The sequence below is a fragment of the Streptomyces sp. NPDC048436 genome, assembly GCF_043200355.1.
Lineage (GTDB): Bacteria > Actinomycetota > Actinomycetes > Streptomycetales > Streptomycetaceae > Streptomyces.
In genome coordinates this window covers 216,998-237,305 of record NZ_JBICXP010000010.1, presented here as the reverse complement: position 1 = coordinate 237,305, position 20,308 = coordinate 216,998, and the positions used below count along the sequence as shown (strand labels likewise).

Annotated in this window: 24 protein-coding genes and 1 pseudogene; 15 read left to right on the top strand and 10 right to left on the bottom strand. The window is 70.5% G+C overall.

Features of this window, described 5'->3' with window-relative positions:
• Window positions 1-29: 29 nt before the first annotated feature.
• Complete coding sequence (locus ACGFX9_RS30250) at window positions 30-1,004, bottom strand: DMT family transporter (RefSeq protein ID WP_393479506.1); 975 nt, start codon at window positions 1,002-1,004, stop codon at window positions 30-32.
• Between the two features lie 94 nt (window positions 1,005-1,098).
• On the opposite strand from ACGFX9_RS30250, the gene ACGFX9_RS30245 reads away from it, so the two are divergent.
• Window positions 1,099-2,001, top strand: a complete 903-nt coding sequence (locus ACGFX9_RS30245; RefSeq protein WP_393479501.1) for a LysR family transcriptional regulator — start codon at window positions 1,099-1,101, stop codon at window positions 1,999-2,001.
• Window positions 2,002-2,056: 55 nt separating this feature from the next.
• Here ACGFX9_RS30245 and ACGFX9_RS30240 read toward each other — a convergent pair whose 3' ends face one another.
• Window positions 2,057-2,533, bottom strand: coding sequence for a pyridoxamine 5'-phosphate oxidase family protein (locus tag ACGFX9_RS30240; RefSeq protein ID WP_393479496.1), 477 nt, complete (start codon window positions 2,531-2,533; stop codon window positions 2,057-2,059).
• 182 nt (window positions 2,534-2,715) lie between these two features.
• Here ACGFX9_RS30240 and ACGFX9_RS30235 point away from each other — a divergent pair, with 182 nt between their 5' ends.
• Entirely contained in the window at window positions 2,716-3,357 is a 642-nt protein-coding gene (locus tag ACGFX9_RS30235) for a cysteine hydrolase (RefSeq protein ID WP_393479491.1), read from the top strand.
• On the opposite strand, the gene ACGFX9_RS30230 is transcribed toward ACGFX9_RS30235, so the two are convergent.
• On the bottom strand, window positions 3,344-3,811 hold the full coding sequence (locus ACGFX9_RS30230) for a Rieske (2Fe-2S) protein (RefSeq protein ID WP_393479486.1): 468 nt from the start codon (window positions 3,809-3,811) through the stop codon (window positions 3,344-3,346). The genes ACGFX9_RS30235 and ACGFX9_RS30230 overlap by 14 nt on opposite strands.
• A 90-nt stretch (window positions 3,812-3,901) precedes the next feature.
• On the opposite strand from ACGFX9_RS30230, the gene ACGFX9_RS30225 reads away from it, so the two are divergent.
• From ACGFX9_RS30225 to ung, 6 genes are all read left to right on the top strand, one after another.
• Entirely contained in the window at window positions 3,902-4,693 is a 792-nt protein-coding gene (locus tag ACGFX9_RS30225) for a HipA family kinase (RefSeq protein WP_393479481.1), read from the top strand.
• Window positions 4,690-5,088 carry a DUF3037 domain-containing protein gene (locus tag ACGFX9_RS30220; protein WP_393479477.1) on the top strand — a complete coding sequence of 133 codons (399 nt, stop codon included), beginning with the start codon at window positions 4,690-4,692 and terminating at the stop codon, window positions 5,086-5,088. Before ACGFX9_RS30225 ends, ACGFX9_RS30220 begins: the two co-directional genes overlap by 4 nt.
• Before the next feature lie 135 nt (window positions 5,089-5,223).
• On the top strand, window positions 5,224-5,985 hold the full coding sequence (gene fabG, locus ACGFX9_RS30215) for a 3-oxoacyl-ACP reductase FabG (RefSeq protein WP_393479473.1): 762 nt from the start codon (window positions 5,224-5,226) through the stop codon (window positions 5,983-5,985).
• 32 nt (window positions 5,986-6,017) lie between these two features.
• Window positions 6,018-6,773: an SDR family oxidoreductase gene (locus tag ACGFX9_RS30210; protein WP_393479469.1), complete on the top strand. Its 756-nt coding sequence runs from the start codon at window positions 6,018-6,020 to the stop codon at window positions 6,771-6,773.
• 188 nt (window positions 6,774-6,961) lie between these two features.
• Window positions 6,962-8,545, top strand: a complete 1,584-nt coding sequence (locus tag ACGFX9_RS30205; protein ID WP_393479641.1) for an ABC transporter substrate-binding protein — start codon at window positions 6,962-6,964, stop codon at window positions 8,543-8,545.
• A gap of 93 nt (window positions 8,546-8,638) precedes the next feature.
• Window positions 8,639-9,322, top strand: coding sequence for a uracil-DNA glycosylase (gene ung, locus ACGFX9_RS30200; protein WP_393479464.1), 684 nt, complete (start codon window positions 8,639-8,641; stop codon window positions 9,320-9,322).
• A 2-nt stretch (window positions 9,323-9,324) separates the two neighbouring features.
• Here the strand turns inward: ung and ACGFX9_RS30195 are convergent, their stop codons facing one another.
• Complete coding sequence (locus tag ACGFX9_RS30195; RefSeq protein ID WP_393479459.1) at window positions 9,325-9,738, bottom strand: DUF3224 domain-containing protein; 414 nt, start codon at window positions 9,736-9,738, stop codon at window positions 9,325-9,327.
• 125 nt (window positions 9,739-9,863) lie between these two features.
• Here ACGFX9_RS30195 and ACGFX9_RS30190 point away from each other — a divergent pair, with 125 nt between their 5' ends.
• Window positions 9,864-10,826, top strand: coding sequence for a helix-turn-helix transcriptional regulator (locus ACGFX9_RS30190; protein WP_393479454.1), 963 nt, complete (start codon window positions 9,864-9,866; stop codon window positions 10,824-10,826).
• A 97-nt stretch (window positions 10,827-10,923) separates the two neighbouring features.
• On the top strand, window positions 10,924-11,412 hold the full coding sequence (locus tag ACGFX9_RS30185; RefSeq protein WP_393479450.1) for a hypothetical protein: 489 nt from the start codon (window positions 10,924-10,926) through the stop codon (window positions 11,410-11,412).
• A gap of 49 nt (window positions 11,413-11,461) precedes the next feature.
• On the opposite strand, the gene ACGFX9_RS30180 is transcribed toward ACGFX9_RS30185, so the two are convergent.
• Entirely contained in the window at window positions 11,462-11,929 is a 468-nt protein-coding gene (locus tag ACGFX9_RS30180) for a hypothetical protein (RefSeq protein WP_393479447.1), read from the bottom strand.
• A gap of 111 nt (window positions 11,930-12,040) precedes the next feature.
• Entirely contained in the window at window positions 12,041-12,661 is a 621-nt protein-coding gene (locus tag ACGFX9_RS30175; RefSeq protein ID WP_393479442.1) for a TetR/AcrR family transcriptional regulator, read from the bottom strand.
• Between the two features lie 89 nt (window positions 12,662-12,750).
• Here ACGFX9_RS30175 and ACGFX9_RS30170 point away from each other — a divergent pair, with 89 nt between their 5' ends.
• Window positions 12,751-14,025, top strand: coding sequence for an FAD-dependent monooxygenase (locus ACGFX9_RS30170; RefSeq protein WP_393479440.1), 1,275 nt, complete (start codon window positions 12,751-12,753; stop codon window positions 14,023-14,025).
• A complete protein-coding gene (locus ACGFX9_RS30165; protein ID WP_393479636.1) occupies window positions 13,997-14,902 on the top strand; it encodes a Gfo/Idh/MocA family protein in 906 nt (301 codons plus the stop codon). The genes ACGFX9_RS30170 and ACGFX9_RS30165 overlap by 29 nt, the downstream gene beginning before the upstream one ends.
• Here ACGFX9_RS30165 and lnt read toward each other — a convergent pair.
• The 3 genes from lnt to ACGFX9_RS30150 form a co-directional block, all read right to left on the bottom strand.
• Window positions 14,826-16,490: an apolipoprotein N-acyltransferase gene (lnt, locus tag ACGFX9_RS30160; protein ID WP_393479437.1), complete on the bottom strand. Its 1,665-nt coding sequence runs from the start codon at window positions 16,488-16,490 to the stop codon at window positions 14,826-14,828. The genes ACGFX9_RS30165 and lnt overlap by 77 nt on opposite strands.
• Window positions 16,491-16,584: 94 nt before the next feature.
• Window positions 16,585-17,088: a nuclear transport factor 2 family protein gene (locus ACGFX9_RS30155; RefSeq protein WP_393479433.1), complete on the bottom strand. Its 504-nt coding sequence runs from the start codon at window positions 17,086-17,088 to the stop codon at window positions 16,585-16,587.
• Between the two features lie 114 nt (window positions 17,089-17,202).
• Window positions 17,203-17,352 carry a hypothetical protein gene (locus ACGFX9_RS30150; protein ID WP_393479428.1) on the bottom strand — a complete coding sequence of 50 codons (150 nt, stop codon included), beginning with the start codon at window positions 17,350-17,352 and terminating at the stop codon, window positions 17,203-17,205.
• 284 nt (window positions 17,353-17,636) lie between these two features.
• Here ACGFX9_RS30150 and ACGFX9_RS30145 point away from each other — a divergent pair, with 284 nt between their 5' ends.
• The gene (locus ACGFX9_RS30145; RefSeq protein WP_393479423.1) at window positions 17,637-18,407 is read left to right on the top strand and encodes a hypothetical protein; all 771 of its coding nucleotides are present in this window, start codon (window positions 17,637-17,639) and stop codon (window positions 18,405-18,407) included.
• A gap of 41 nt (window positions 18,408-18,448) precedes the next feature.
• Here the strand turns inward: ACGFX9_RS30145 and ACGFX9_RS30140 are convergent, their stop codons facing one another.
• Window positions 18,449-18,763 (bottom strand): DUF6401 family natural product biosynthesis protein, encoded by a 315-nt coding sequence (locus tag ACGFX9_RS30140; protein ID WP_393479419.1) that lies wholly within the window; start codon window positions 18,761-18,763, stop codon window positions 18,449-18,451.
• Window positions 18,764-18,924: 161 nt separating this feature from the next.
• Between ACGFX9_RS30140 and ACGFX9_RS30135 the strand changes: the two genes are divergently transcribed.
• Together ACGFX9_RS30135 and ACGFX9_RS30130 are read left to right on the top strand one after the other, a co-directional pair.
• Window positions 18,925-20,034, top strand: a complete 1,110-nt coding sequence (locus ACGFX9_RS30135) for a DUF475 domain-containing protein (RefSeq protein WP_393479415.1) — start codon at window positions 18,925-18,927, stop codon at window positions 20,032-20,034.
• A pseudogene (locus tag ACGFX9_RS30130) lies at window positions 19,971-20,195 on the top strand (hypothetical protein); the annotation flags it as partial. The gene ACGFX9_RS30135 and the pseudogene ACGFX9_RS30130, both read left to right, overlap by 64 nt.
• Window positions 20,196-20,308 lie beyond the last annotated feature (113 nt).

Here is a 20,308-nt window from a genome sequence, read left to right as displayed (position 1 = left end):
TCCGTGAGCGGTCTGCTTCTGTGAGCGGCCTACTTCTGTGAGCGCTCGCGCGGCCTTGACTGAGTGAGCGCCGCGCCCGCAAGGATGATCACCGCGCCGACCGGAGTCGACCAGCTCAGGGACTCGCCCAGTACGGCGACGCCCGCGGCCGTGGCGATGACCGGGACGAAGTACGTGACCATCTGGGCGGTGGTCGGCCCGACCTCGGAGACAAGGCCGTACTGGATCAGAAAGGCGAGCCCGGTGCCGAGTGCTCCAAGGGCCACGATCGCGAGGAGCGGCACCATGGGGAAGTGCGTGGGGAGGGACGTGAACAGCGGTGTCACCACGGCCAGTTCGACGGTCGCGATCAGCAGTTGACCGGCGGAAAGCGACAGGTTCGAGTGGCCGTGCCGGGCCAGCGTGCGGCGTACGTAGATCCAGCCGATCGGATAGCTCAGCGAGGCGAGCAGCGCCATCGCCGTACCGCCGAAGTCCAGGCCGCTGAAGCCCTGCCAGGCGCCGAGCACCGTAAGGACCCCGAGGAAGCCGATCCCGAGCCCCGCGACCCTGCGCCGCGTCGGGCGGTCCTCGGAGAGCGCTACCAGGGAGAGCGCCATGCCCCACAGAGGTGAGGCCGCGTTGCAGATCCCCGCGAGGGTGGACGGAATCGTCAGCTCCGCGTACGCGAAGAGCGAGAACGGCAGGGCGTTGAGAAACAGCCCGGCGACCGCGAGATGCACCCATGTCAGCGCCCCGCGCGGCAGTCGCTCGCGCTTGACGACGAGCACGGCGGCGACGACCGCAGCGCCGAACACCAGGCGTCCCAGGGCGACTTGGAAGGGTGCGTAGCCCTCCGTGCCGACCTTGATCAGGAGGAAGCTGAAGCCCCAGATCAGCGCGAGGATGCCGAAGCGCAGCTGCCAGCCGAGGGCGCGTCGGCGCTTCGGTGTGGTGGGAGTGGTGGGAGTGGTGGGAGAGGCGGGGGTGATGGGGGTGCCCGGAGGGGTGGTGGTGACGCGCATGTATGTCACCTTGAAGCAGTTGACCTCGTAGAACAAGCGAAATTAAGTGCCCGATATCGCGTAGCATCGCTTACATGTTGAACCTGGAGCGTTCATGTTGAACTTGGAGCGCCTGCGTACGCTCGACGCCCTCGCCCGGCACGGCTCGGTCAGCGGAGCCGCCGCGGGGCTGCACGTCACGACGTCGGCCGTCTCCCAGCAGATGACGAAGCTGGAGCGCGAGGTGGGCCAGCAGCTCCTCGCCAAGAACGGCCGCGGGGTGCGTCTCACCGACGCGGGGCGGCTGCTCGCCGAGCACGCCGCGCGGATCCTCTCGCAGGTGGAGCTGGCCCAGTCCGACCTGGAGGAGCAGCGCGGCAAGGCGGTCGGCGAGCTGCGGATCGCCGCGTTCCCCACCGCGATGCGCGGCCTGCTGCCCGCGACGCTCACCGCGCTGCGGGCCGGGCACCCCGGGTTGCGCGTCCGCTCCCAGGAGCTTGAGCCGCAGCCGGGAGTGGCAGCCGTGGTGCGCGGCGACATCGACATGGCGGTGGTCCTCGACTGGTACAACAAGCCGCTGCCGATGCCCGAAGGCCTGGTCAAGGCGCCCCTCCTGGACGATCCCGCCGATGTCGCGATGCCCGCGGCGCATCCCCTGGCCGACCGCGCCGAAGTGGACCTTGACGAGTTCGTGGACGACGAGTGGATCACCTGGGCCGAGGGGCAGTTCTGCCATGAGTGGCTGATGTTCACGCTGCGCGCCAAGGGCATCGAGCCCCGCATCGCCCACCGCGCGGAGGAGCATCACACCCAGCTCGCGCTGGTGGCCGCGGGCCTCGGGGTGTGCGTGGCCCCCCAGTTGGGGCGCGATCCGATGCCGCCCGGGGTCAGGACCGTTCCGGTGCGGCAGCGGGTGCGGCGCCATGTGTACGTGGTGTGGCGCGCGGACGCGGACCGCCGCCCGTCGATCAGGGCGGCGGTGGAGGCGCTTCAGGGGGCGGGGGCGGGACTGAGCTAGTGGGGGCGGGACTGAGCCAGCGGGGGCAGGGCTGAGTCAGTGGGGCGAGGAGGCTTCAAGAGCCCTGAAGCTCCGCCAGCTTCCGGAAGTCCCAGGACGCGATCGCGTCCGGCGTGAGCCGGATCCACGCGTGCTTTCCGTCGTACGGCATCGAGTCCATCCCGAAGTACTTCCCGGCGAACAGCCGCTCGGGGGCGTCGAGTTCCGGGCAGGGCTCGCCCATGCGCGGTGACTCGGCGACGAAGACCGCCGTTCCGGAAAGTTCCGCGCCCCGCAGCTCTCCGTACTCCTCACCCGCGTCGATCACCACGGCGATCCGCTGATCGCTCCGCAGGTCGGCCCAGCGCTTGCTACGGGTGATCGAGAACAGCCACAGCGAAGTGCCGTCCCAGGTGAACCAGAGCGCGCTGACGTGCGGGGCGCCGTCGCTGGACACGGTCGCGACCCGGCAGGTGCGTTCCGTGGAGAGGAACGCGTCGAGCTCGTCCGGCGACATCATGATCCTGCGGCCCCGGCGCTGTGTGACGGTCATCGGTCCTCCGCGGCATAAGAAAAGGTCGGCGCACCAACGGAACTGACGAACCGTCAGAGCGCCGCGTCAGGAAAGCATGCGGCCTCTTCCGCCATGACGCAATGGCGGCTAACCTCCGCGCATCCCGGGCACGGGGTGCGCGGTGACCCGGCCGGCCCGGGCCTTTTCGACTGGGGGAGCCAATGCCGTCGTACGAACAACTCAGGGAACTCCTCGACCCCGCCACCACCGTGCTGATGACTGTCGAGTGCCAGCAAGGCGTGGTGGGGACGGAGAGCGCGCTGCCCGAACTCGCCGCGGAGGCACGCTCATCGGGCGCACTCGCCAACGTCGCGCGCCTGGTGTCCGCCGCCCACCTGGCCGGGGTCCAGGTGCTGCACGCCGTCGCCGAACGGCGGCCCGACGGGCGCGGCGCCAACCGCAACGCCCGCCTCTTCCGCGCCGCCGGGCGGCTGCCCGTGCAGCAGCTCTCCGGGACCAGGGCCGTGCGGATCGCGCCGCCCATCGAAGTCGCCGAGGAGGACTTCGTCGTACGGAGGCTGCACGGGCTCTCGCCCCTCGCGGGCACCGACGTCGACCCGCTGCTGCGCAACCTGGGATGCCGCACCCTCCTGGTGACCGGCGTCTCGGCGAACGTGGCGATACCGAACGCCGTCTTCGACGCCGTGAACCTGGGCTACACCGCCGTCGTGCCCTCGGACGCCATCGCGGGAGTCCCCTCCGACTACACCCCCGCGATGATCCGCAACACGCTCGCCCTGGTCGCCACCATCACCACCACCAAGGACGTCCTCGGCAGCTGGAAGCGCCTCAGGCCAGTGTGATCGAGTCCCCGTCCACGCTGATCTTGGCGGCGGGCAGCGGTTTCGGTGCGGGCGACTCCTTCACGCTACCGTCGGCGATGTCGAACTTGCTGCCGTGGCAGGGGCAGTTGATGGTGCCTCCCTCGACACTCGTGACCGGGCACTGCTTATGGGTGCAGCGGTTCGAGAAGGCCTTGAACTCGCCCTTCGTCGGCTGGGTGACCACCACCCCCTCCTCCTTGAAGATCTTGCCGCCGCCCACCGGGATCTCAGACGTCTTGGCGAGCGCGGCCCCGGCGGCCCCACCGGGTTCCTCGACGTCATCTGGCTTCTGCGCCCCGGCGGGTGCGGACTTGTCCTTGCCGTCGCCGCCTTCTCCACAGGCGGCGAGCGCGGCGGCCAGGCTGACGACGCCCGCCGCCGTGACGACGGAACGGCGGGAGGGCGCGGGCAGGGATTCCTTGGAAAGGGTCATGCCTGGTGGTACGAGGCGGCGAACCGCTGTGTTCAAACGCTCAAGCACTACTTGCGCGGCCCGCGTTCGGACCGGCATTAACCTGGGGCAATGCTCACCGAAGTCACCGCGGTCCGTTACGCCACGCCCCTGCGGGAGGGCGGATCGCTCCCCGGACTCGTCGAGGCCGCCGACGCCGAGGGGACGTACGCGACGTACGTCATGAAGTTCACCGGTGCCGGACAGGGCCGCAAGACGCTCGTCGCCGAGGTGATCTGCGCGCGCCTCGCACGCGGCCTCGGCCTCAGGGTGCCGGGTCTGGTGGGCATCGGCCTCGACCCCGTGCTCGGCCTGGGCGAGCCCGACCAGCAGGTGCAGGAGCTGCTCAAGTCGAGCGGCGGCCTCAATCTGGGGATGGACTACCTCTCGGGCGCGCTCGGCTTCGACTCGCTCGCCTTCGACGTCGACCCGGCAGAGGCGGGCCGCGTTGTGTGGTTCGACGCGCTCATCAACAACGTGGACCGCTCCTGGCGCAACCCGAACATGCTCGTCGTAGGCGGTGAGCTGTGGCTCATCGACCATGGCGCGAGCATGATCTGGCACCACAACTGGCGCACCGCGCAGACCGCGTCCGCCAAGCCGTACGACGCCTCCGACCATGCCCTGACCCCGTTCGCGCCCGACGTGGCGGCGGCCGCGGCCGAGCTCGCCCCGCTCGTCACGCCCGAGCTGCTCGCCGCGGCCGCGGCCGACGTGCCCGACGCGTGGCTGGCGGACGAGCCCGGCTTCGAGAACCCCGACGCCGTGCGCCGCGCCTATGTGGCGGCCCTGCTGCCGCGCGCCAAGACCATCCATGAACGCATCCAGCTGCCCGAGCCGCAGCGGAAGGGCGCCACCCAGTGACCAAGGAGCCGTCGGCCGAGCGGGACGTCTTCGAGTACGCCCTGGTGCGCGTCGTGCCGCGCGTGGAGCGCGGGGAGCAGTTCAACGCGGGCGTGGTGGTCTACTGCCGGGCCAAGTCCTTCGTGGCCGCCCGCACCCACCTGGACGAGAGCAAGCTGCGGGCCCTGGACCCGCGGGCCGACGTCGGCGGCATCAGGGCCGCGCTCGGCGCCGTCGAGCGGATCTGCGCGGGTGGCGAAGGGGCGGGTCAGGCCGAGCGCGACGATGCCGGGCGGCGCTTTCGGTGGCTGATCGCGCCGCGCTCCACCGTCGTACAGCCCGGGCCGGTGCACACAGGTCTGACGGCGGATCCCGCCGCGGAGGTGGACCGGCTCCTCGACCTCCTGGTGAGGTAAAGAATCACAGCCCCCGGTGTGCCGTTGACACCGGGTGCCAGGGCTTCTAGCGTCTCGTTCAGCTGAAGGTACTAAGCGGTCGCTCACCATCGGGGCGTACCGTAGAGCCGCATCCCAAGGGCGAGGAGAACCAGCATGTCCACCACTGAGCAGCGTGTCGCGGTCGTGACCGGAGCAGCGCGAGGCATCGGCGCGGCGACCGCCGTGCGCCTGGCTGCCGAAGGCCGCGCCGTCGCGGTGATCGACCTCGACGAGGCCGCCTGTAAGGACACGGTCACGCAGATCACCGCTGCCGGTGGCAAGGCGATCGCGGTCGGCTGCGACGTGTCCGACGAGGCGCAGGTCGAGGCCGCCATCGCCCGGATCGCCGACGAGCTCGGCGCGCCCACGATCCTCGTGAACAACGCCGGTGTGCTCCGCGACAACCTCCTCTTCAAGATGAGCGCGAGCGACTGGGACATGGTCATGAACGTGCACCTGCGCGGCGCGTTCCTGATGTCCCGCGCGATCCAGAAGCACATGGTGGACGCCAAGTTCGGCCGGATCGTGAACCTCTCCTCGTCCTCCGCGCTCGGCAACCGCGGCCAGGTGAACTACGCGGCGGCCAAGGCCGGCCTGCAGGGCTTCACCAAGACCCTCGCCAAGGAGCTCGGCAAGTTCGGCGTCACCGCCAACTCCGTCGCCCCCGGCTTCATCGTCACCGAGATGACCAAGGCCACCGCCGACCGCGTCGGCATGGGCTTCGAGGACTTCCAGGCCGCTGCCGCGACCCAGATCCCGGTGCAGCGCGTCGGCCGCCCCGAGGACATCGCCAACGCCATCGCCTTCTTCACCGGCGACGCGGCGGGCTTCGTATCGGGTCAGGTCATGTACGTGGCCGGCGGCCCGCTCAACTAGTCCGGTAACCCGGAGCCCGGAGGGATGCGGAGATGACAGTGCAGGACAGTGGAAAGGCGGCGCTCATCACGGGCGCCAGCCGCGGAATCGGCTACGGCATCGCGGAGGCGCTCGTCGCCCGCGGTGACCGCGTGTGCATCACCGGACGCAACGAGGACGCGCTCAAGGAGGCCGTCGAGAAGCTCGGCTCCGACCGCGTCATCGGCGTCGCGGGCAAGGCCCACGACGAGGCCCACCAGGCGGTCGCCGTCGAGCGCGCCATGGAGGCCTTCGGACGGGTCGACTTCCTGATCAACAACGCCGGTACGAACCCGGTGTTCGGGCCGATGGCGGAGCTCGACCTCAATGTGGCACGCAAGGTCTTCGAGACCAACGTGATCTCGGCGCTCGGTTTCGCCCAGCAGACCTGGAAGGCCTGGCAGAGCGAGAACGGCGGCGCGATCGTCAACATCGCCTCCGTCGCGGGCGTCGCCCCCTCGCCGTTCATCGGCGCGTACGGCATGAGCAAGGCCGCCATGGTCAACCTCACCCTCCAGCTCGCGCACGAGTTCGCGCCGAAGGTGCGGGTCAACTCGATCGCGCCGGCCGTCGTCAAGACCAAGTTCGCGCAGGCGCTGTACGAGGGCCGTGAGGCCGAGGCCGCCGCCGCGTACCCCCTGGGGCGGCTCGGCGTGCCGGAGGACATCGGGGGCGCCGCCGCGTTCCTCACGTCCTCCCAGTCCGACTGGATCACGGGACAGACACTCGTGGTCGATGGCGGCATCTTCCTCAATGCGGGCGTGAGCTGACGAAGCCCGCGCAACCGCGAGGTACACCCCCTAAAAGGGACGTACGCACGCATCAAGTGCCCCGTCGGCGCCACAAGTTGGCCCGGCGGGGCATTGCGATATTGTCTGCCGACCCATGGCATGGCCGATCGAGGAGCGTGCGCGTGTTCAGTGAAGTTCGCCTGGTGGCGGCGGCGGGTCTCCGCGGTCTGGCCGGGCTGCCCCGCCGGGGCCTGCGCCCGGCCGCGGCGCTGGTGTCCGTGTCCCTGGTCGCGGGGTGCGGAGTCCTCTCGTCGGACGAGCCCGACGAGGAGCAGCAGATCACCGTCGGCACGATGAGTGCGCCGAGCACTCTCGATCCCGCCGCGTCCTGGGACAGCTCCTGGGAGCTGTACCGGAATGTCTTCCAGACGCTTCTGAGCTTCCCCAGCGGGGCCGCCGAGCCGGAACCGGACGCGGCTGAGTCCTGCAAGTTCACGGATGCGACGGACATGGTCTTCTCCTGCGAGCTGCGCGAGGGGCTGAAGTTCTCCGACGGCCACGCGCTCGACGCCAAGGCGGTCAAGTACACCTTCGACCGGATGCGGAAGATCGACGTGAAGGGCGGCCCCGCAGGCCTGCTCGGATCACTCAAGACCATCGAGACGCACGGTGACCGAACGGTCACGTTCCGGCTCAAGAAGCCGGACGCCACCTTCCCGTTCGTGCTCTCCACACCGGCCATGTCGATCGTCGACCCCAGCGAGTACCCGGCGGACAAGCTCCGCGAGGGCACCACGATCGCGGGTTCGGGGCCGTACGGCCTGGAGTCGTACACGCCCGGCGAGCGGGCCGAGCTGGTCAAGAACACGAACTACGAGGGCGCGGCCGAGCGCAAGAACGACGCCGTCACGATCCGCTACTTCAAGAAGTCGTCGGCCATGGTCGACGCCCTGAAGAACAAGCAGATCGACGTCACCTTCCGTGGTCTCGCGTCGTCGGACATCGTCGAGATGCAGGGCAAGCACGAGAGCGAGGACATCCAGCTCGTCGAGGGCGCCGGCACCGAGATCCGCTACCTGGTGTTCAACCCCGACGACCCCTGGGTCCGCAAGAAGCCGGTCCGTCAGGCATTCGCCCAGGTCATCGACCGTCCCGCCATCGCCCACAAGGTCTACCAGGACACGGTCGAGCCGCTCTACTCGATGGTCCCCCAGGGGCTCACCGGGCACGGCACGGGCTTCTTCGACGACTACGGAGACCCGAGCGTGGCCAAGGCCGCGGACATCCTCAAGGGCGCGGGCATCAACGGGCCCGTGCCGCTCACGCTCTGGTACACGACCGACCGCTACGGCTCCGCCACCGCCGCGGAGTTCACCGAGATCAAGCGGCAGCTCGAGGACTCGGGGCTGTTCAAGATCACGCTGAAGAGCCGCCCCTGGACCGCGTTCGACGCGGGCACCAAGAAGGGCGAGTACCCCGTCTTCGGCCGTGGCTGGTTCCCGGACTTCCCCGACGCGGAGAACTTCATCGCGCCGTTCGTCGGTACGAAGAACGTGCTCAACACGCCCTACCCGTCACGCGAGATCACCGAAGAGGTGCTGCCTCGCTCACGCCGTGAGCCCGACCGCGGCGCGGTGGCCGACGACTTCGAGCGGGCCCAGCAGCTGCTCGTCGACGACGTCCGGCTGCTCCCGCTGTGGCAGGGCAAGCAGTACATCATGGCGAGCGAGGAGATCGCGGGCGGCGAACGCGCCCTCGACCCGTCGGCGATCATGATGATGTGGGAGCTGGAGCGCAAGACCAGCTGGTAGCGGGCTACGCGGGCAGCAGGCGCCCGGTCCGATTGTCAGTGGCCGCCGGTAGGTTCTGTGGTGAGAAGTGACCGCACACCGGAGGTTGTTGACGTGACCGACATCGCCATGCTGCCCGCGTCCTGGCGCGGAGTCCTCGGCGAGGAGCTGCAGAAGCCCTACTTCAAGGAGCTCACCGAGTTCGTCGAGGAAGAGCGGGGCAAGGGCCCCGTCTACCCTCCGCGTGACGAGGTCTTCGCCGCGCTCGACGCGACGCCGTACGACCAGGTCAAGGTGCTCGTCCTCGGCCAGGATCCCTACCACGGCGAGGGCCAGGGGCACGGCCTGTGCTTCTCCGTGCGGCCCGGCGTGCGGACCCCGCCCTCGCTGCGGAACATCTACAAGGAGATGAAGGACGAGCTCGGCCACCCCGTCCCGGACAACGGCTATCTGATGCCGTGGGCCCAGCAGGGCGTCCTGCTCCTGAACGCGGTCCTCACGGTCCGCGCGGGGGAGGCCAACTCCCACAAGGGCAAGGGCTGGGAGAAGTTCACGGACGCGGTGATCCGCGCGGTGGCCGACCGCCCCGACCCCGCCGTCTTCGTCCTGTGGGGCAACTACGCCCAGAAGAAGCTCCCCCTCATCGACGAGGAGCGGCACGTGGTCGTGAAGGGCGCCCACCCCTCGCCGCTCTCCGCCAAGCGGTTCTTCGGCTCACACCCCTTCACCCAGATCGACGCGGCGGTCGCCGCACAGGGCCACGAGAGGATCGACTGGCGCATCCCGGACCTCGGCTGAGCTCAGCCGAAGTCGTACGTGAGGGTGTACGGCACGCTGGGCTCACCGTGCCGCGCGGTGAACCCACCGGTGCCGGTGAGCCCCGCCAACTCGCCTCGTCCGGAGCCGGGTTGCACGGTCAGGACGCAGGTGATCGTGGAGTCGGCGCCGAAGGAGCCGCGCTGCTCCAGGACGAACGAGCCTGTGCGGCCGCCGACCGTCCCCTCGATGAACTCGTAGCCGACGAAGGCGCCGGTGGTCTCGTCGGCGTACACGAGTGTGTACTCGCAGGAGGTCCCGGTGGCCTCGATGGCGCCGGTGAAGTCGTTGGTGACGGAGGCGTGCGCGATGCGGGCGCCACCGTCCGCGCCGGCGACGGGCTTCTCGTCCCACTGGGAGAAGGTGAAGGTGCCGGGGCTGGTGTTGTTCGTGATCATGTGAGGCCCTTCCGGATGGTTCGCCTTGGCTCGTTGGCGTCGGCGTTGGCTTGCGTTGGCTGTGAGAAGAGACTTTCACCGGTACCTGACACCTTCTGTCAAGTACCGGTGCAGACTTGGTTCCCATGCGCGCCGACCGGCTTCTCGCCCTGCTCCTGCTGCTCCAGAACCGCGGCCGCATGACCGCGCCCGAGCTCGCCGAGGAGCTGGAGGTCTCGGTGCGGACCGTCTACCGGGACGCGGAGGCGCTCGCCGCTTCCGGGGTTCCGGTGTACGCGGAGCGCGGCCCGGCCGGCGGCTTCCGGCTCATGGACGGCTACCGCACCCGGCTGACCGGTCTCACGGACGACGAGGCCGACTCCCTGGCCCTCGCGGGCATGCCGGGCGCCGCGGCCGACCTGGGCCTCGGTGCCGAACTGGTCACCGCGCAGCTCAAGTTGGGTGCCGCACTGCCCGCCGGTCTCGGTGAGCGGTCCCGGCGGATCCAGGAGCGATTCCATCTCGACGCGGAGGGCTGGTTCCGCTCGGCCGATCCCGCACCCCTGCTCTCCGTCGTGGCGGACGCGGTCTGGAGGCAGCGCGTCCTGCGGGCCCACTACCAGCGGTGGGGCGGCGAAGTGCGGCGCGAACTCCACCCTTTGGGTCTCGTCCTCAAGGCGGGCAACTGGTATCTGGTGGCGGCGGCCGACGGCACCGTACGCACGTACCGGGTCTCGCGCTTCCTTGAGGTGACGGGGGTGGACGAGCCTTCCGTGCGTCCCGCGGGGTTCGACCTGGCCGCCTACTGGGAGACGGCCTCCCGCGACCTGCGGGCGCGCGTGCTGCGGGGCACGGCGCGGGTGCGGGTCACCCCGGCCGGGCTCCGGCTGCTGCCCGCGCTGTTCGGGGAGGCGGGGACGCGGGCCCTTCGGACGGCTCAGGCGCCGGACGCGGAGGGCCGTCAGGTGGTCGATCTGGAGGTCGAGACGCTGCCCGTGGCCGTGAGCGACCTGCTCAGGCTCGGCCTCGAAGCCGAGGTGCTCGGCCCGCCCGAACTCCGCACCGAGCTGGCGAGGACCGTCACCGGCCTGGCCCAGCGGTACGGGTGAGCGCCTCGCGGCCGATCGCGCCTGACCGTGATTGTCAGTGGCGGCCGATAGCGTCGAGAGCGGTTGGCACCATGGGCGTACGAGTGTGGAGGACCCGGTGGCGGAGCAGCAGGAGACGGCGGCGGAAGACGCCATGATGACCCGGATCGGACAGGCGGTCATGCTGCATCACGGGGGTGACAGGGAGGAGGCGCAGGGCCGCTTCCTCGGCCTCTGGTCGGAGATCGGCGAAGAGGGCGACCCGCTGCACCGCTGCACGCTCGCGCACTACATGGCGGACACGCAGGAGGATCCCTCGGCCGAACTGGCCTGGGATCTGCGGGCTTTGTCGGCCGCCGACGAGCTCACGGACGAGCGCCTGCACGAACACCACGACTCGATCGCGGTCCGCGGCTTCTATCCCTCCCTGCACCTCAACCTCGCGGCCGACTACGCGAAGCTGGGGCGCCCCGAGGCGGCGCGCAATCACATCCGGCGGGCGCGGGGCGCGGTCGGGGCGCTGGGGGACGACGGCTACGGGGACGGGGTCCGGGCGGCCATCGGGCGGCTTGAGCGGCAGCTGGGGGAGGGCAGCGAGGTGGAGTGAGGCAGGGGAGAAGGCTGAGGAGAAGGCCGGGGCGGAGCCGGGGGAGTGGTCAACGGCCGTAGACGTTCTCGCAGATGGTTGCCTCCGGGCTGCCGGGCTGCCAGCCGCCGTACTGCTTGCCGAGGGCGCAGGGGTCGGCCTGGGTGGGCAGCGGGGAGGGGACGCGGAGGGTGGGCGGTTCGGCGGCCTCGGGGCGCCGGCCGTGGCGGTGCGGGGGCGGGCCGGAGGGTTCCGGCTGCGGGGGGTGGGTGGCCCGTGGCGGTGCGGCGGGGGTCATCGTGGTGCTGCCGGTGGCGTGAGGGGCCGGTTCGTGGGGCGGGCCGATGAGCTCAAGGGCCTCGCGGGCGGGGGCTTCCACGACGCGGGGGCGGGAGTTGCCGTCGGGGCGCGGCGCCGGGGGTGGCGCGCTCGCGGCGGACGGTCCTGGCGCGGGCTGCCGGTCGACGCTCACGCATCCGGAGACGGCGGTGACGGCGACGGTGACCAGGAGCGTGGCGGTGGTCGTGGTGCGGTGCATTCGCGCAACTCTGAACGGTGCGGGTGCCTTTCGGCGAGTCAACGGGGGGAAGTTGGCCCGCATGGGTGACGGGCCTTGTTCCCCTCAGGGGGGAGGTGAGGCCCGGCGTGGCTATGCCCCGTCCAGCATTCCCCGCAGCAGCTCCCCGATGCTGGAGCGCAGGTCTTTCTCGCTCGGTACGACCGCGTGGTACGAGCCCGCCACGCAGGAGAACATCAGGCCGTCGCACCACGCCACCAGCGACAGCGTGTGCCGCTCGGGGTCCGGTGAGCCCGCTGCCCGCAGCATCGCCGCCAGGGTCGCCCTGAACCGCGCGCCCGCCGCGTCGTAGTAGGCGCGCAGCTCCGGCCTGCGGGTCGCCTCCAGGGCCAGTTCGTAGCGGGCGACCAGCAGGTGGCGGTTTTCGCCGGTCAGGTAGCGGTGCAGGGCCATGGCGAGCGACGCGACCAGCGGCTCGCGCCCGCCGCCGCTGTCACTCCCGCCGCTGTCGCTCCCGTCGCCACGCTCAGCCGGGAGGAGCGCGCTCGCCTCCCGCTCCGCCAGCCTCCGTACCGCCGCCTCCAGAAGGGCGAGCCGGGTGCGCGCGTAATTCGAGGTCGAGCCCTGCGGGAGCCCCGCCGTCTCGTCCACGGCCCGGTGGGTGAGCCCGCGCATGCCGCGCTCGGAGAGCAGGGCGAGGGCCGCATCGGCGATCAGTTCGGTGCGGGGCGACCCCGCGGCGCGTACGGACATGGAGGACACTCTAGCGCCGTTCACTACAGCTGTAGTACGGTCGAACCGTCGAGCACTACAGCTGTAGTGAACGGATTCGAGGAGGAGCCATGGGGCAGCCCCAGCAGGGCAGCGCGCCGTACGCGGTAGTCATCGGAGGCGGCATCGGCGGGCTCACCGCGGCGATCGCCCTGCACCAGTCGGGCTGGCGGGTCACCGTCCTGGAGCGGGCCGCCACTTTGGAGCCCATCGGATCCGGCATCGGACTCGCGCCCAACTCCCAGCGCGCCCTTGACGTCCTGGGCCTCGGCGACCGGGTCCGCGACCTCGCCGCCTGGGAGGGCGACGGCGGGATGCGCGCGCAGAGCGGACGCTGGCTCGTGCGGATGAGCGCCACCGCCGCCGCGGCTGAGTTCGGCGGATCGCTCGTGCTCGTGCACCGCGCGACCCTCGTCGACCTGCTCGTCTCGGCGCTGCCCGCCGACGCCCTGCGCACCGGAGTGCGGGCCGAGCTCGCCGATCCGGGAGCGGCAGGCCGCAGGGCCGTCGTCCGTACCGATGAGGGAGACATCCAGGCGGACCTCGTCGTGGGCGCCGACGGCATCAACTCGGCCGTGCGCTCAGCTCTGTTCCCCGCGCACCCCCAGCCGACGTACGCCGGTTTCACGGCCTGGCGCCTCGTCGTCCCGGCCCCCGACCGCCCCTTCGCACCGCACGAGACCTGGGGACGCGGCGGCGTCTGGGGCACGCACCCCCTCAAGGACGGCAGGATCTACGCGTACGCCACCGCGACCGTCCCCGAAGGCGGCCACAGCCCCGACGGCGAGCGGGCCGAGTTGGCGCGCCGCTTCGCCGACTGGCACGACCCGATCCCCGAGATCATCGCCGCCGCACGCCCCGAGGACATCCTGCGCAACGACGTGCGCCACATGAGCACGCCGCTCAGCCACTACCACCAGGGCCGGGTCGCCCTCATCGGCGACGCCGCGCACGCCATGGCGCCCACCCTGGCCCAGGGCGGCAACCAGGCCATCGAGGACGCCGTCGTCCTGGCCCACCACGCGGCCCCCGGCGGCGACTTGGCCGCGGGCCTCGCCGGCTACAGCGCGGTACGGGTGCCCCGTACGACGGCCATCGTCCGGCAGGCGGCGCGCGCCGCCCGCATGAACCACCTGACGAGCGCTCCGCTCATCGCCGTGCGCGACGCACTCGTCGCCGGGGCCGCACGTCTGGGGCCCAACCTCATCCTGCGCAGCTTCGCCTCCATCGCCGACTGGCGCCCGCCGCAGCAGCCGTATGCTGCGGGGACGGAACTCGCGCAGCGTGAGAACAGCGGCAAGGAGACAGGGGACAGTGGTGAAGGTCGGCTGTATCGGACTCGGTGACATCGCGCAGAAGGCGTATCTGCCGGTGCTCACCACCCTGCCGGGGGTCGAGCTGCACCTGCAGACACGCACGCCCGCGACCCTCGCCCGTGTCGCGGGCGTCCACCACATCCCCGAAGAGCGCTGCCACACCGACCTGGACGCGCTGCTCGCCCAGGACATCGACGCCGCCTTCGTGCACGCCTCGACCGCGGCCCACCCTGAGATCGTGACGCGGCTGCTCGAAGCGGGCGTCGCCACCTATGTCGACAAGCCTCTCGCGTACGAACTCGCCGACTCCGAGCGGCTCGTGCACCTCGCCGATGAGCGCGCGACGAGCCTCGCCGTCGGCTTCAACCGCCGCTTCGCCCCCGGCTACGCGCAGTGCGTCGAGCACCCGCGCGAGCTGATCCTGATGCAGAAGAACCGCGTCGGTCTGCCCGAGGACGTGCGCACGCTCGTCCTGGACGACTTCATCCACGTCGTGGACACGCTGCGCTTCCTCGCGCCCGGTCCGATCGACCACGTCGGTGTGCGCGCCCGCATCCAGGACGGCCTCATGGAGCATGTCGTGCTGCAGCTCGCGGGGGACGGGTTCACCGCGATCGGCGTGATGAACCGGCTGAGCGGTTCCACCGAGGAGATCCTCGAGGTCTCGGGCCAGGACACCAAGCGGCAGGTGGTCAACCTTGCCGAGGTCATCGACCACAAGGGCCAGCCCACCGTGCGGCGGCGCGGCGACTGGGTGCCGGTGGCAAGGCAGCGTGGCATCGAGCAGGTGGTGCTCGCCTTCCTCGACGCGGTGCGCGCGGGCAAGGTGCTCAGCGCCCGGGATGCGCTGGCGACCCATGAGCTGTGCGAGCGTGTGGTCCGTGCGGCTCAGGAGCAGGCCGCCTGAAGGGTCCCCTCGCGGGGCGGCGCAGAGCACGTACACCCTCGGCCGCGCAGAGCACCGCGAGCACCGCCAGGGCCGCGTGCACCGGCCAGTCGCCCAGCCTGACGTAGGGCGTGACGCCGTTCGCCAGCGGGATGTCGTACGTCGCCGTGGCGCTCGCCGATGTGCCGAGCGGGGCACCGACCCGCTCGCCGTCCGGGCCGTACACCGCGGAGACGCCCGTCAGGGTGGCGTGCACCATCGGGCGGCCGGTCTCGGCGGCCCGCAGCGCCGCAAGCGAGGCGTGCTGCTGGGGCGCCCAACTGGACTGGAACGACGAGGTGGACGACTGCGCCAGGAGCAACTGGGCACCCTCGCGCGTCAGATGGCGGCTCATGTCGGGGAACGCCGACTCGAAGCACACCAGCGGCCCGACCTTCAGACCGTCCCCGACGCGCATGATCACCGGACGCTCACCGCGCCTGCGGTCCTCGCCCGCCGCCTTTCCCACGGACGTCGCCCAGCCGAGGAGCGAGCGCGCGGGGACGTACTCGCCGAAGGGGACGAGCCTCATCTTGTCGTAGCGGTCGCCGGTCGGGCCGTCGGGGCCCACCAGGACGGAGCTCTTGAAGATGCCGGTCCGGTCGGAGCGGCGCGCGTCCACGTTCACCAGGAGGTCGGCGCCGACCTCCTGGGACAGCGCGGCTATTCGGCGCGCTACATCGGGGCGCTCCGCCAGGTCGTACCCGACGCTGCTCTCGCCCCACACGACGAGGTCGAGATCCCGCCCGGCCAGGTCGCGGGTGAGCTCCTCCTCGCGCGCGAACCGCTTGTCGGCACCTTCTATGACTCCTGGCTGGACGACGGCCACCCGCATCCGGGCCGCGGGCTCGGGGCGCGGCGCCCAGGCCCAGGCGGAGGTGGTCACCGCGGCCACGGCCACGAGTCCCGCCGCGGCGGGGACGGCCCTCGCGGCGGCGCGTGACGACCCCGGTGTCCGTGCGGCCTGCGCCGCGACCAGGACCGCGACGCCGGTGTTGACGGCGACGATCAGCGCGCTGAGCAGCCACACCCCGCCCACCGACGCCAGGCGCAGGGCGGGCCCGACCTCCCACTGACTGGAGCCGAGCAGCCCCCACGGGCCGCCCAACCCCTCCCAGGACCTGACCAGTTCGACCATCAGCCAGCCCGACGGCAGGACCACCAGCGCGGCGGCGGTCCGCCCGGGCGACGCCACCCCGCCCAGGAGATGCCGCACCAGCCAGCCCCACGGCGCCCACAGCAGACCCAGCAGCGCGGCGATGACGAGGGTGAACACATGCAGGCTCGGCAGCAGCCAGTGGTGCACCGCGACCATGAATCCAAGGCCGCCGAGCCATCCGTCGAGCGCGGCCCTGCGCCCCGTCTCCGCCGAGCGTGCCAGCAGGATCCAGGGGACGAGCGCGATATAGGCGAACCACCACAGCGACGGGGCGGGGAAGGCGAGGGCGGGCAGCGCGCCGAGGACCACGGCGATGACGCCACGCCATCGCGACGAGGCGAGCAGCCGCGCCACGGTCCCGGTCGGCAGCCGTGGCCGCCCCTTGTCCCGGTCGTCGCTGAAAGGTTCCATGCAGCGCCTCCCTCGGCCCCGACGCCCGGTCGGTCGTGCGTACCAGTGTGCGCGCCGCGGACGATCTAGGACAGGGTGCCGTGGGTGCTCGTTCTCATGAGGTGGTGCGGCTGTGGGAACGCTGCTGGGTCTGGCGCCACTTCTCCTGCACGGTCACCTGGCTCAGCCGCCAGCCACCGGCGGTGCGCAAGGCAGTGAAGGCATAGCGGCCACCGCAGACGAAGTCCGGGGCCGGGGCTTGCCCGCCGCCGTCCTCGGCGCCTTCGGGTGCCGTGAAGCGCATCGGGTTCACGTAGTCGGCCTGTATCTGCGCGACGTCGTCGATGTCCTGGTCGAGCGTCCCGAACCGCAGCCTCCTGTTGACGATCAGATGCTGGCGCATCGGGAAGAGCTCCATCGTCCCGGCAAGCCAGCCGGCCACCTCGGCGGCGCTCGCGTCGATGCCGCCCGCGGAGCTGTAGTCGGCGCGCCCGTCCGGCGTGAACAGCCGCTGATAGGCGTCCCAGTCCCCGTCGTCGACGGTGACCGCGTACTCGGTGATGAGAGAGTCGATGGCCAACCGGTCCATCACGGCGGCGAGTTCCACACGCTGCGTCATCGGCTCAGTGTTGGGCACCAGGGGTGCCCAGCCAAGAGGCGTGCAGGAACGGGATGCGTGCGGGAACGGGATGCCGGAGTGCCGGGGGTGCTGGGGGCGGACTTCAGCCGCCGGCTAGGCCGCCTCGACGACCTCTGCACGCATGGCGGTGGCCCACTCGGTGACCAACTGTTCGTATTCCCGGCGTTGTTCGGCCGAGAGGCGGCCGCCGGCGCGCAGCCACAGGCCGCGGATGCGCTCGTTCAGTTCCGCGGCAGACCGCACGGAACCACGGGGCTGGGGGCTTAAGGGCATACGTCAAGCCTAGGGGATAGCTACGACAATCGGAACTGTCAGCTACCGGGCAGATCCTCCAGGTGAGCATCCACACAGTTCGCGGCCGTCCGAGACCGGCTGCGGGCCGGTCACCCGTACGGCTCAGCACCGCCCGGCCCCCGGCCGGGACCCCTGATATCCAGGGACAAGGGACGCGCCGGAAGCGGCGCGGCATGGGGGGTTCGTCGCCCTGACGCAGCGAGGCGCGGGGCTCACCGAGTGGAGGGCCACTCATGTCTCAGTACGTCAGCCTCTCAGTGGAATTCACTCAAGGCCTCAACGACGCCTGGTCGAAGGTCGCTCAGTTCGTGCCGAAACTTGTCGGTTTCCTTGTCGTCCTGGCCATCGGCTGGTTCGTGTCGAAGATGATCGCGCGGGTCCTCGACCGGGTCCTGCGCAAGGTCGGTTCCGAGAGGCTCGCCGAACGGGCGGGTGCCTCACGGATGCTGGCGGGCTCCAAGTACGACATGACGGCGATCGTCTGCAGGGTCGTGTACTTCGCGCTGCTCCTGATCACTCTCCAGATCGGCTTCGGCGTCTTCGGCCCCAACCCGGTCTCCGCGATGCTCAACGGCATCGTCGCCTGGCTGCCGCGTGCGGTCGTCGCCATCGTCCTGATGGTCGTCGCCATGGCCGTGGCCAACGTCGTACGCGACATCGTCACCAGTGCCCTGTCCTCGATGTCGTACGGGAAGACCGTCGGCACGATCGTCTGGGTGTGCATCGTCGCCCTCGGCGCGATCGCGGCCCTCGGTCAGGCGGGCATCGCCACGACGGTCACCCAGCCGGTCCTGTACGCGGCCCTCGCGGCCGGTGCCGGAATCCTGATCGTCGGCGTGGGCGGCGGCCTCATCGGCCCGATGCGGCAGCGCTGGGAGCGCTGGCTGAACACGGCTGAGCAGGAGACGGCGAAGGCCCGTGGCAGCGTCAGCGCCTACCAGGCAGGACGGCAGGACGTGATGACCAACCAGCCGGTGCAGGAGCGCGAGCGCAACGACATGTGACCGAGCGCCGCTCGCCTGGTCCCGGACTCCGGCACCAGGCGTCAGGCCCCGGAGGACTCCGGCACCAGGTCGTGCCGCCTCACAAGCCAGGAGATGGCGGTGAGGCGGCACACCGCGTAGTCGTGGCCCACCGGCTCCCGCCACCCGTTGTCGGACAGCGCGTCGAGGAACCCCAGGGCATAGTCCGAGAGGATCTCCGGGTCCGGTGCGGGCGGTACGAGCCCGCCGCCGCCCATCTCGAGCCGGTCCCGCAGCTCCGCGACGTGCTGGTCCACGGCGGCCGTGAAGCCGGGCTCGAAGGCGAACTCGGCGAAGCGCGGGGTGTACGCGGCGCTGATGCGGGCGAGAGGCGACATCCCTTCACCGTAGGACGGACCTACCCTCCTGAAGAGGGTCTTTCGGCATGCCATTGGTCACAACGGACAGCAGTAGTGAGAGCCGCGAGAACGGCAAAGAGAAGGGCGTCGGCCTCACCCGGCGCACGATGCAAGACCTGACGACTTCATGAGGGAAGCCCATGATTCTGAAGACTTTCGGCTGGTCCTTCGCGATCACTGTGCTCGGCCTGATCGGGGCGGTGTTCTACGGCGGATGGACCGCGTTCGGAGTCGTCGCGATCCTGGTCGTCCTGGAGATCTCGCTGTCGTTCGACAACGCGGTGGTCAACGCCGGGATCCTGAAGAAGATGAGTTCCTTCTGGCAGACGATCTTCCTCACGGTGGGTGTGCTGATCGCCGTGTTCGGCATGCGTCTGGTCTTCCCGGTGGCGATCGTCGCGATCAGCGCCAAGATGGGCCCCGTCAAGGCGGTCGACCTGGCCGTCAACCAGCCGGACCGCTACCAGCAGTTGGTGACGGACGCACACCCCTCCATCGCGGCCTTCGGCGGCATGTTCCTGCTGATGATCTTCCTCGACTTCATCTTCGAGGAGCGTGACATCAAGTGGCTCGGCTGGCTGGAGCGCCCGCTCGCCAAGCTCGGCAAGGTCGACATGCTGTCGGTCTGCATCGCGCTCGTCGTGCTCCTGGTCGCGTCCATGACCTTCGCGGTCCACGCCCATCAGCACGGCGGCGTACACGCCGACAAGCAGGAGACCGTGCTGCTCGCGGGTGTCGCGGGTCTGATCACGTACCTCGTCGTGGGCGGGCTCTCCTCCTTCTTCGAGAACCGTCTTGAGGAAGAGGAGGAGCGCGAAAACGAGGCCGAGGAGCGGGCCGCGCGCGGCGGAAAGCCCAAGTCGGCAGTGGTGCTGACCGGCAAGGCCGCGTTCTTCATGTTCCTCTACCTCGAGGTCCTGGACGCGTCGTTCTCCTTCGACGGCGTGATCGGCGCCTTCGCGATCACCAACGACATCGTCCTGATGGCGCTCGGCCTGGGCATCGGCGCCTTGTACGTCCGGTCGCTCACCGTCTATCTGGTCCGCCAGGGAACGCTCGACGACTACGTCTATCTGGAGCACGGCGCGCACTACGCGATCGGCGCGCTCGCCGTGATCCTCCTGGTCACCATCCAGTACGAGATCAACGAGGTCATCACCGGCCTCGTCGGCGTCGTCCTCATCGCCTCCTCGTTCGCGTCGTCGGTGCGGCGCAACAAGGCCATCGAGGCGGCGGAACTGAAGACTTAGGGGCGGTTCCACCGCGGGCCTCACCCGCACGGCCCGGTCTCGCGTGCGCCCTGAGGCTCTATACGTCGACCTGCCTGCCGCTCGTCGTCGCCATCACGGCGATCGGCCTCGACGAGGACGTACTGGGCAAGAGCGAGGCAGCCGCCCTGGTCGGCGCCGCACCGACGAGGAGTTCACCGCCGAGAAAGCGCGGGTCCTGAACTCCTGACGTGCCCCCTCCCGGGACGCGTCGACCGAAGCGGTATCCGGCGTCCCCTTCTGCCGCTCGCGCTCA

Excerpts from the sequence above, each read along its gene's own strand:
- ACGFX9_RS30250 (WP_393479506.1), bottom strand. The coding sequence starts at position 1,004 with ATGCGCGTCACCACCACCCCTCCGGGCACCCCCATCACCCCCGCCTCT.
- ACGFX9_RS30245 (WP_393479501.1), top strand. The coding sequence starts at position 1,099 with ATGTTGAACTTGGAGCGCCTGCGTACGCTCGACGCCCTCGCCCGGCAC.
- ACGFX9_RS30240 (WP_393479496.1), bottom strand. The coding sequence starts at position 2,533 with ATGACCGTCACACAGCGCCGGGGCCGCAGGATCATGATGTCGCCGGAC.
- ACGFX9_RS30235 (WP_393479491.1), top strand. The coding sequence starts at position 2,716 with ATGCCGTCGTACGAACAACTCAGGGAACTCCTCGACCCCGCCACCACC.
- ACGFX9_RS30230 (WP_393479486.1), bottom strand. The coding sequence starts at position 3,811 with ATGACCCTTTCCAAGGAATCCCTGCCCGCGCCCTCCCGCCGTTCCGTC.
- ACGFX9_RS30225 (WP_393479481.1), top strand. The coding sequence starts at position 3,902 with ATGCTCACCGAAGTCACCGCGGTCCGTTACGCCACGCCCCTGCGGGAG.
- fabG (WP_393479473.1), top strand. The coding sequence starts at position 5,224 with ATGTCCACCACTGAGCAGCGTGTCGCGGTCGTGACCGGAGCAGCGCGA.
- ACGFX9_RS30210 (WP_393479469.1), top strand. The coding sequence starts at position 6,018 with ATGACAGTGCAGGACAGTGGAAAGGCGGCGCTCATCACGGGCGCCAGC.
- ACGFX9_RS30195 (WP_393479459.1), bottom strand. The coding sequence starts at position 9,738 with ATGATCACGAACAACACCAGCCCCGGCACCTTCACCTTCTCCCAGTGG.
- ACGFX9_RS30190 (WP_393479454.1), top strand. The coding sequence starts at position 9,864 with ATGCGCGCCGACCGGCTTCTCGCCCTGCTCCTGCTGCTCCAGAACCGC.
- ACGFX9_RS30180 (WP_393479447.1), bottom strand. The coding sequence starts at position 11,929 with ATGCACCGCACCACGACCACCGCCACGCTCCTGGTCACCGTCGCCGTC.
- ACGFX9_RS30175 (WP_393479442.1), bottom strand. The coding sequence starts at position 12,661 with ATGTCCGTACGCGCCGCGGGGTCGCCCCGCACCGAACTGATCGCCGAT.
- ACGFX9_RS30170 (WP_393479440.1), top strand. The coding sequence starts at position 12,751 with ATGGGGCAGCCCCAGCAGGGCAGCGCGCCGTACGCGGTAGTCATCGGA.
- lnt (WP_393479437.1), bottom strand. The coding sequence starts at position 16,490 with ATGGAACCTTTCAGCGACGACCGGGACAAGGGGCGGCCACGGCTGCCG.
- ACGFX9_RS30155 (WP_393479433.1), bottom strand. The coding sequence starts at position 17,088 with ATGACGCAGCGTGTGGAACTCGCCGCCGTGATGGACCGGTTGGCCATC.
- ACGFX9_RS30145 (WP_393479423.1), top strand. The coding sequence starts at position 17,637 with ATGTCTCAGTACGTCAGCCTCTCAGTGGAATTCACTCAAGGCCTCAAC.
- ACGFX9_RS30140 (WP_393479419.1), bottom strand. The coding sequence starts at position 18,763 with ATGTCGCCTCTCGCCCGCATCAGCGCCGCGTACACCCCGCGCTTCGCC.
- ACGFX9_RS30135 (WP_393479415.1), top strand. The coding sequence starts at position 18,925 with ATGATTCTGAAGACTTTCGGCTGGTCCTTCGCGATCACTGTGCTCGGC.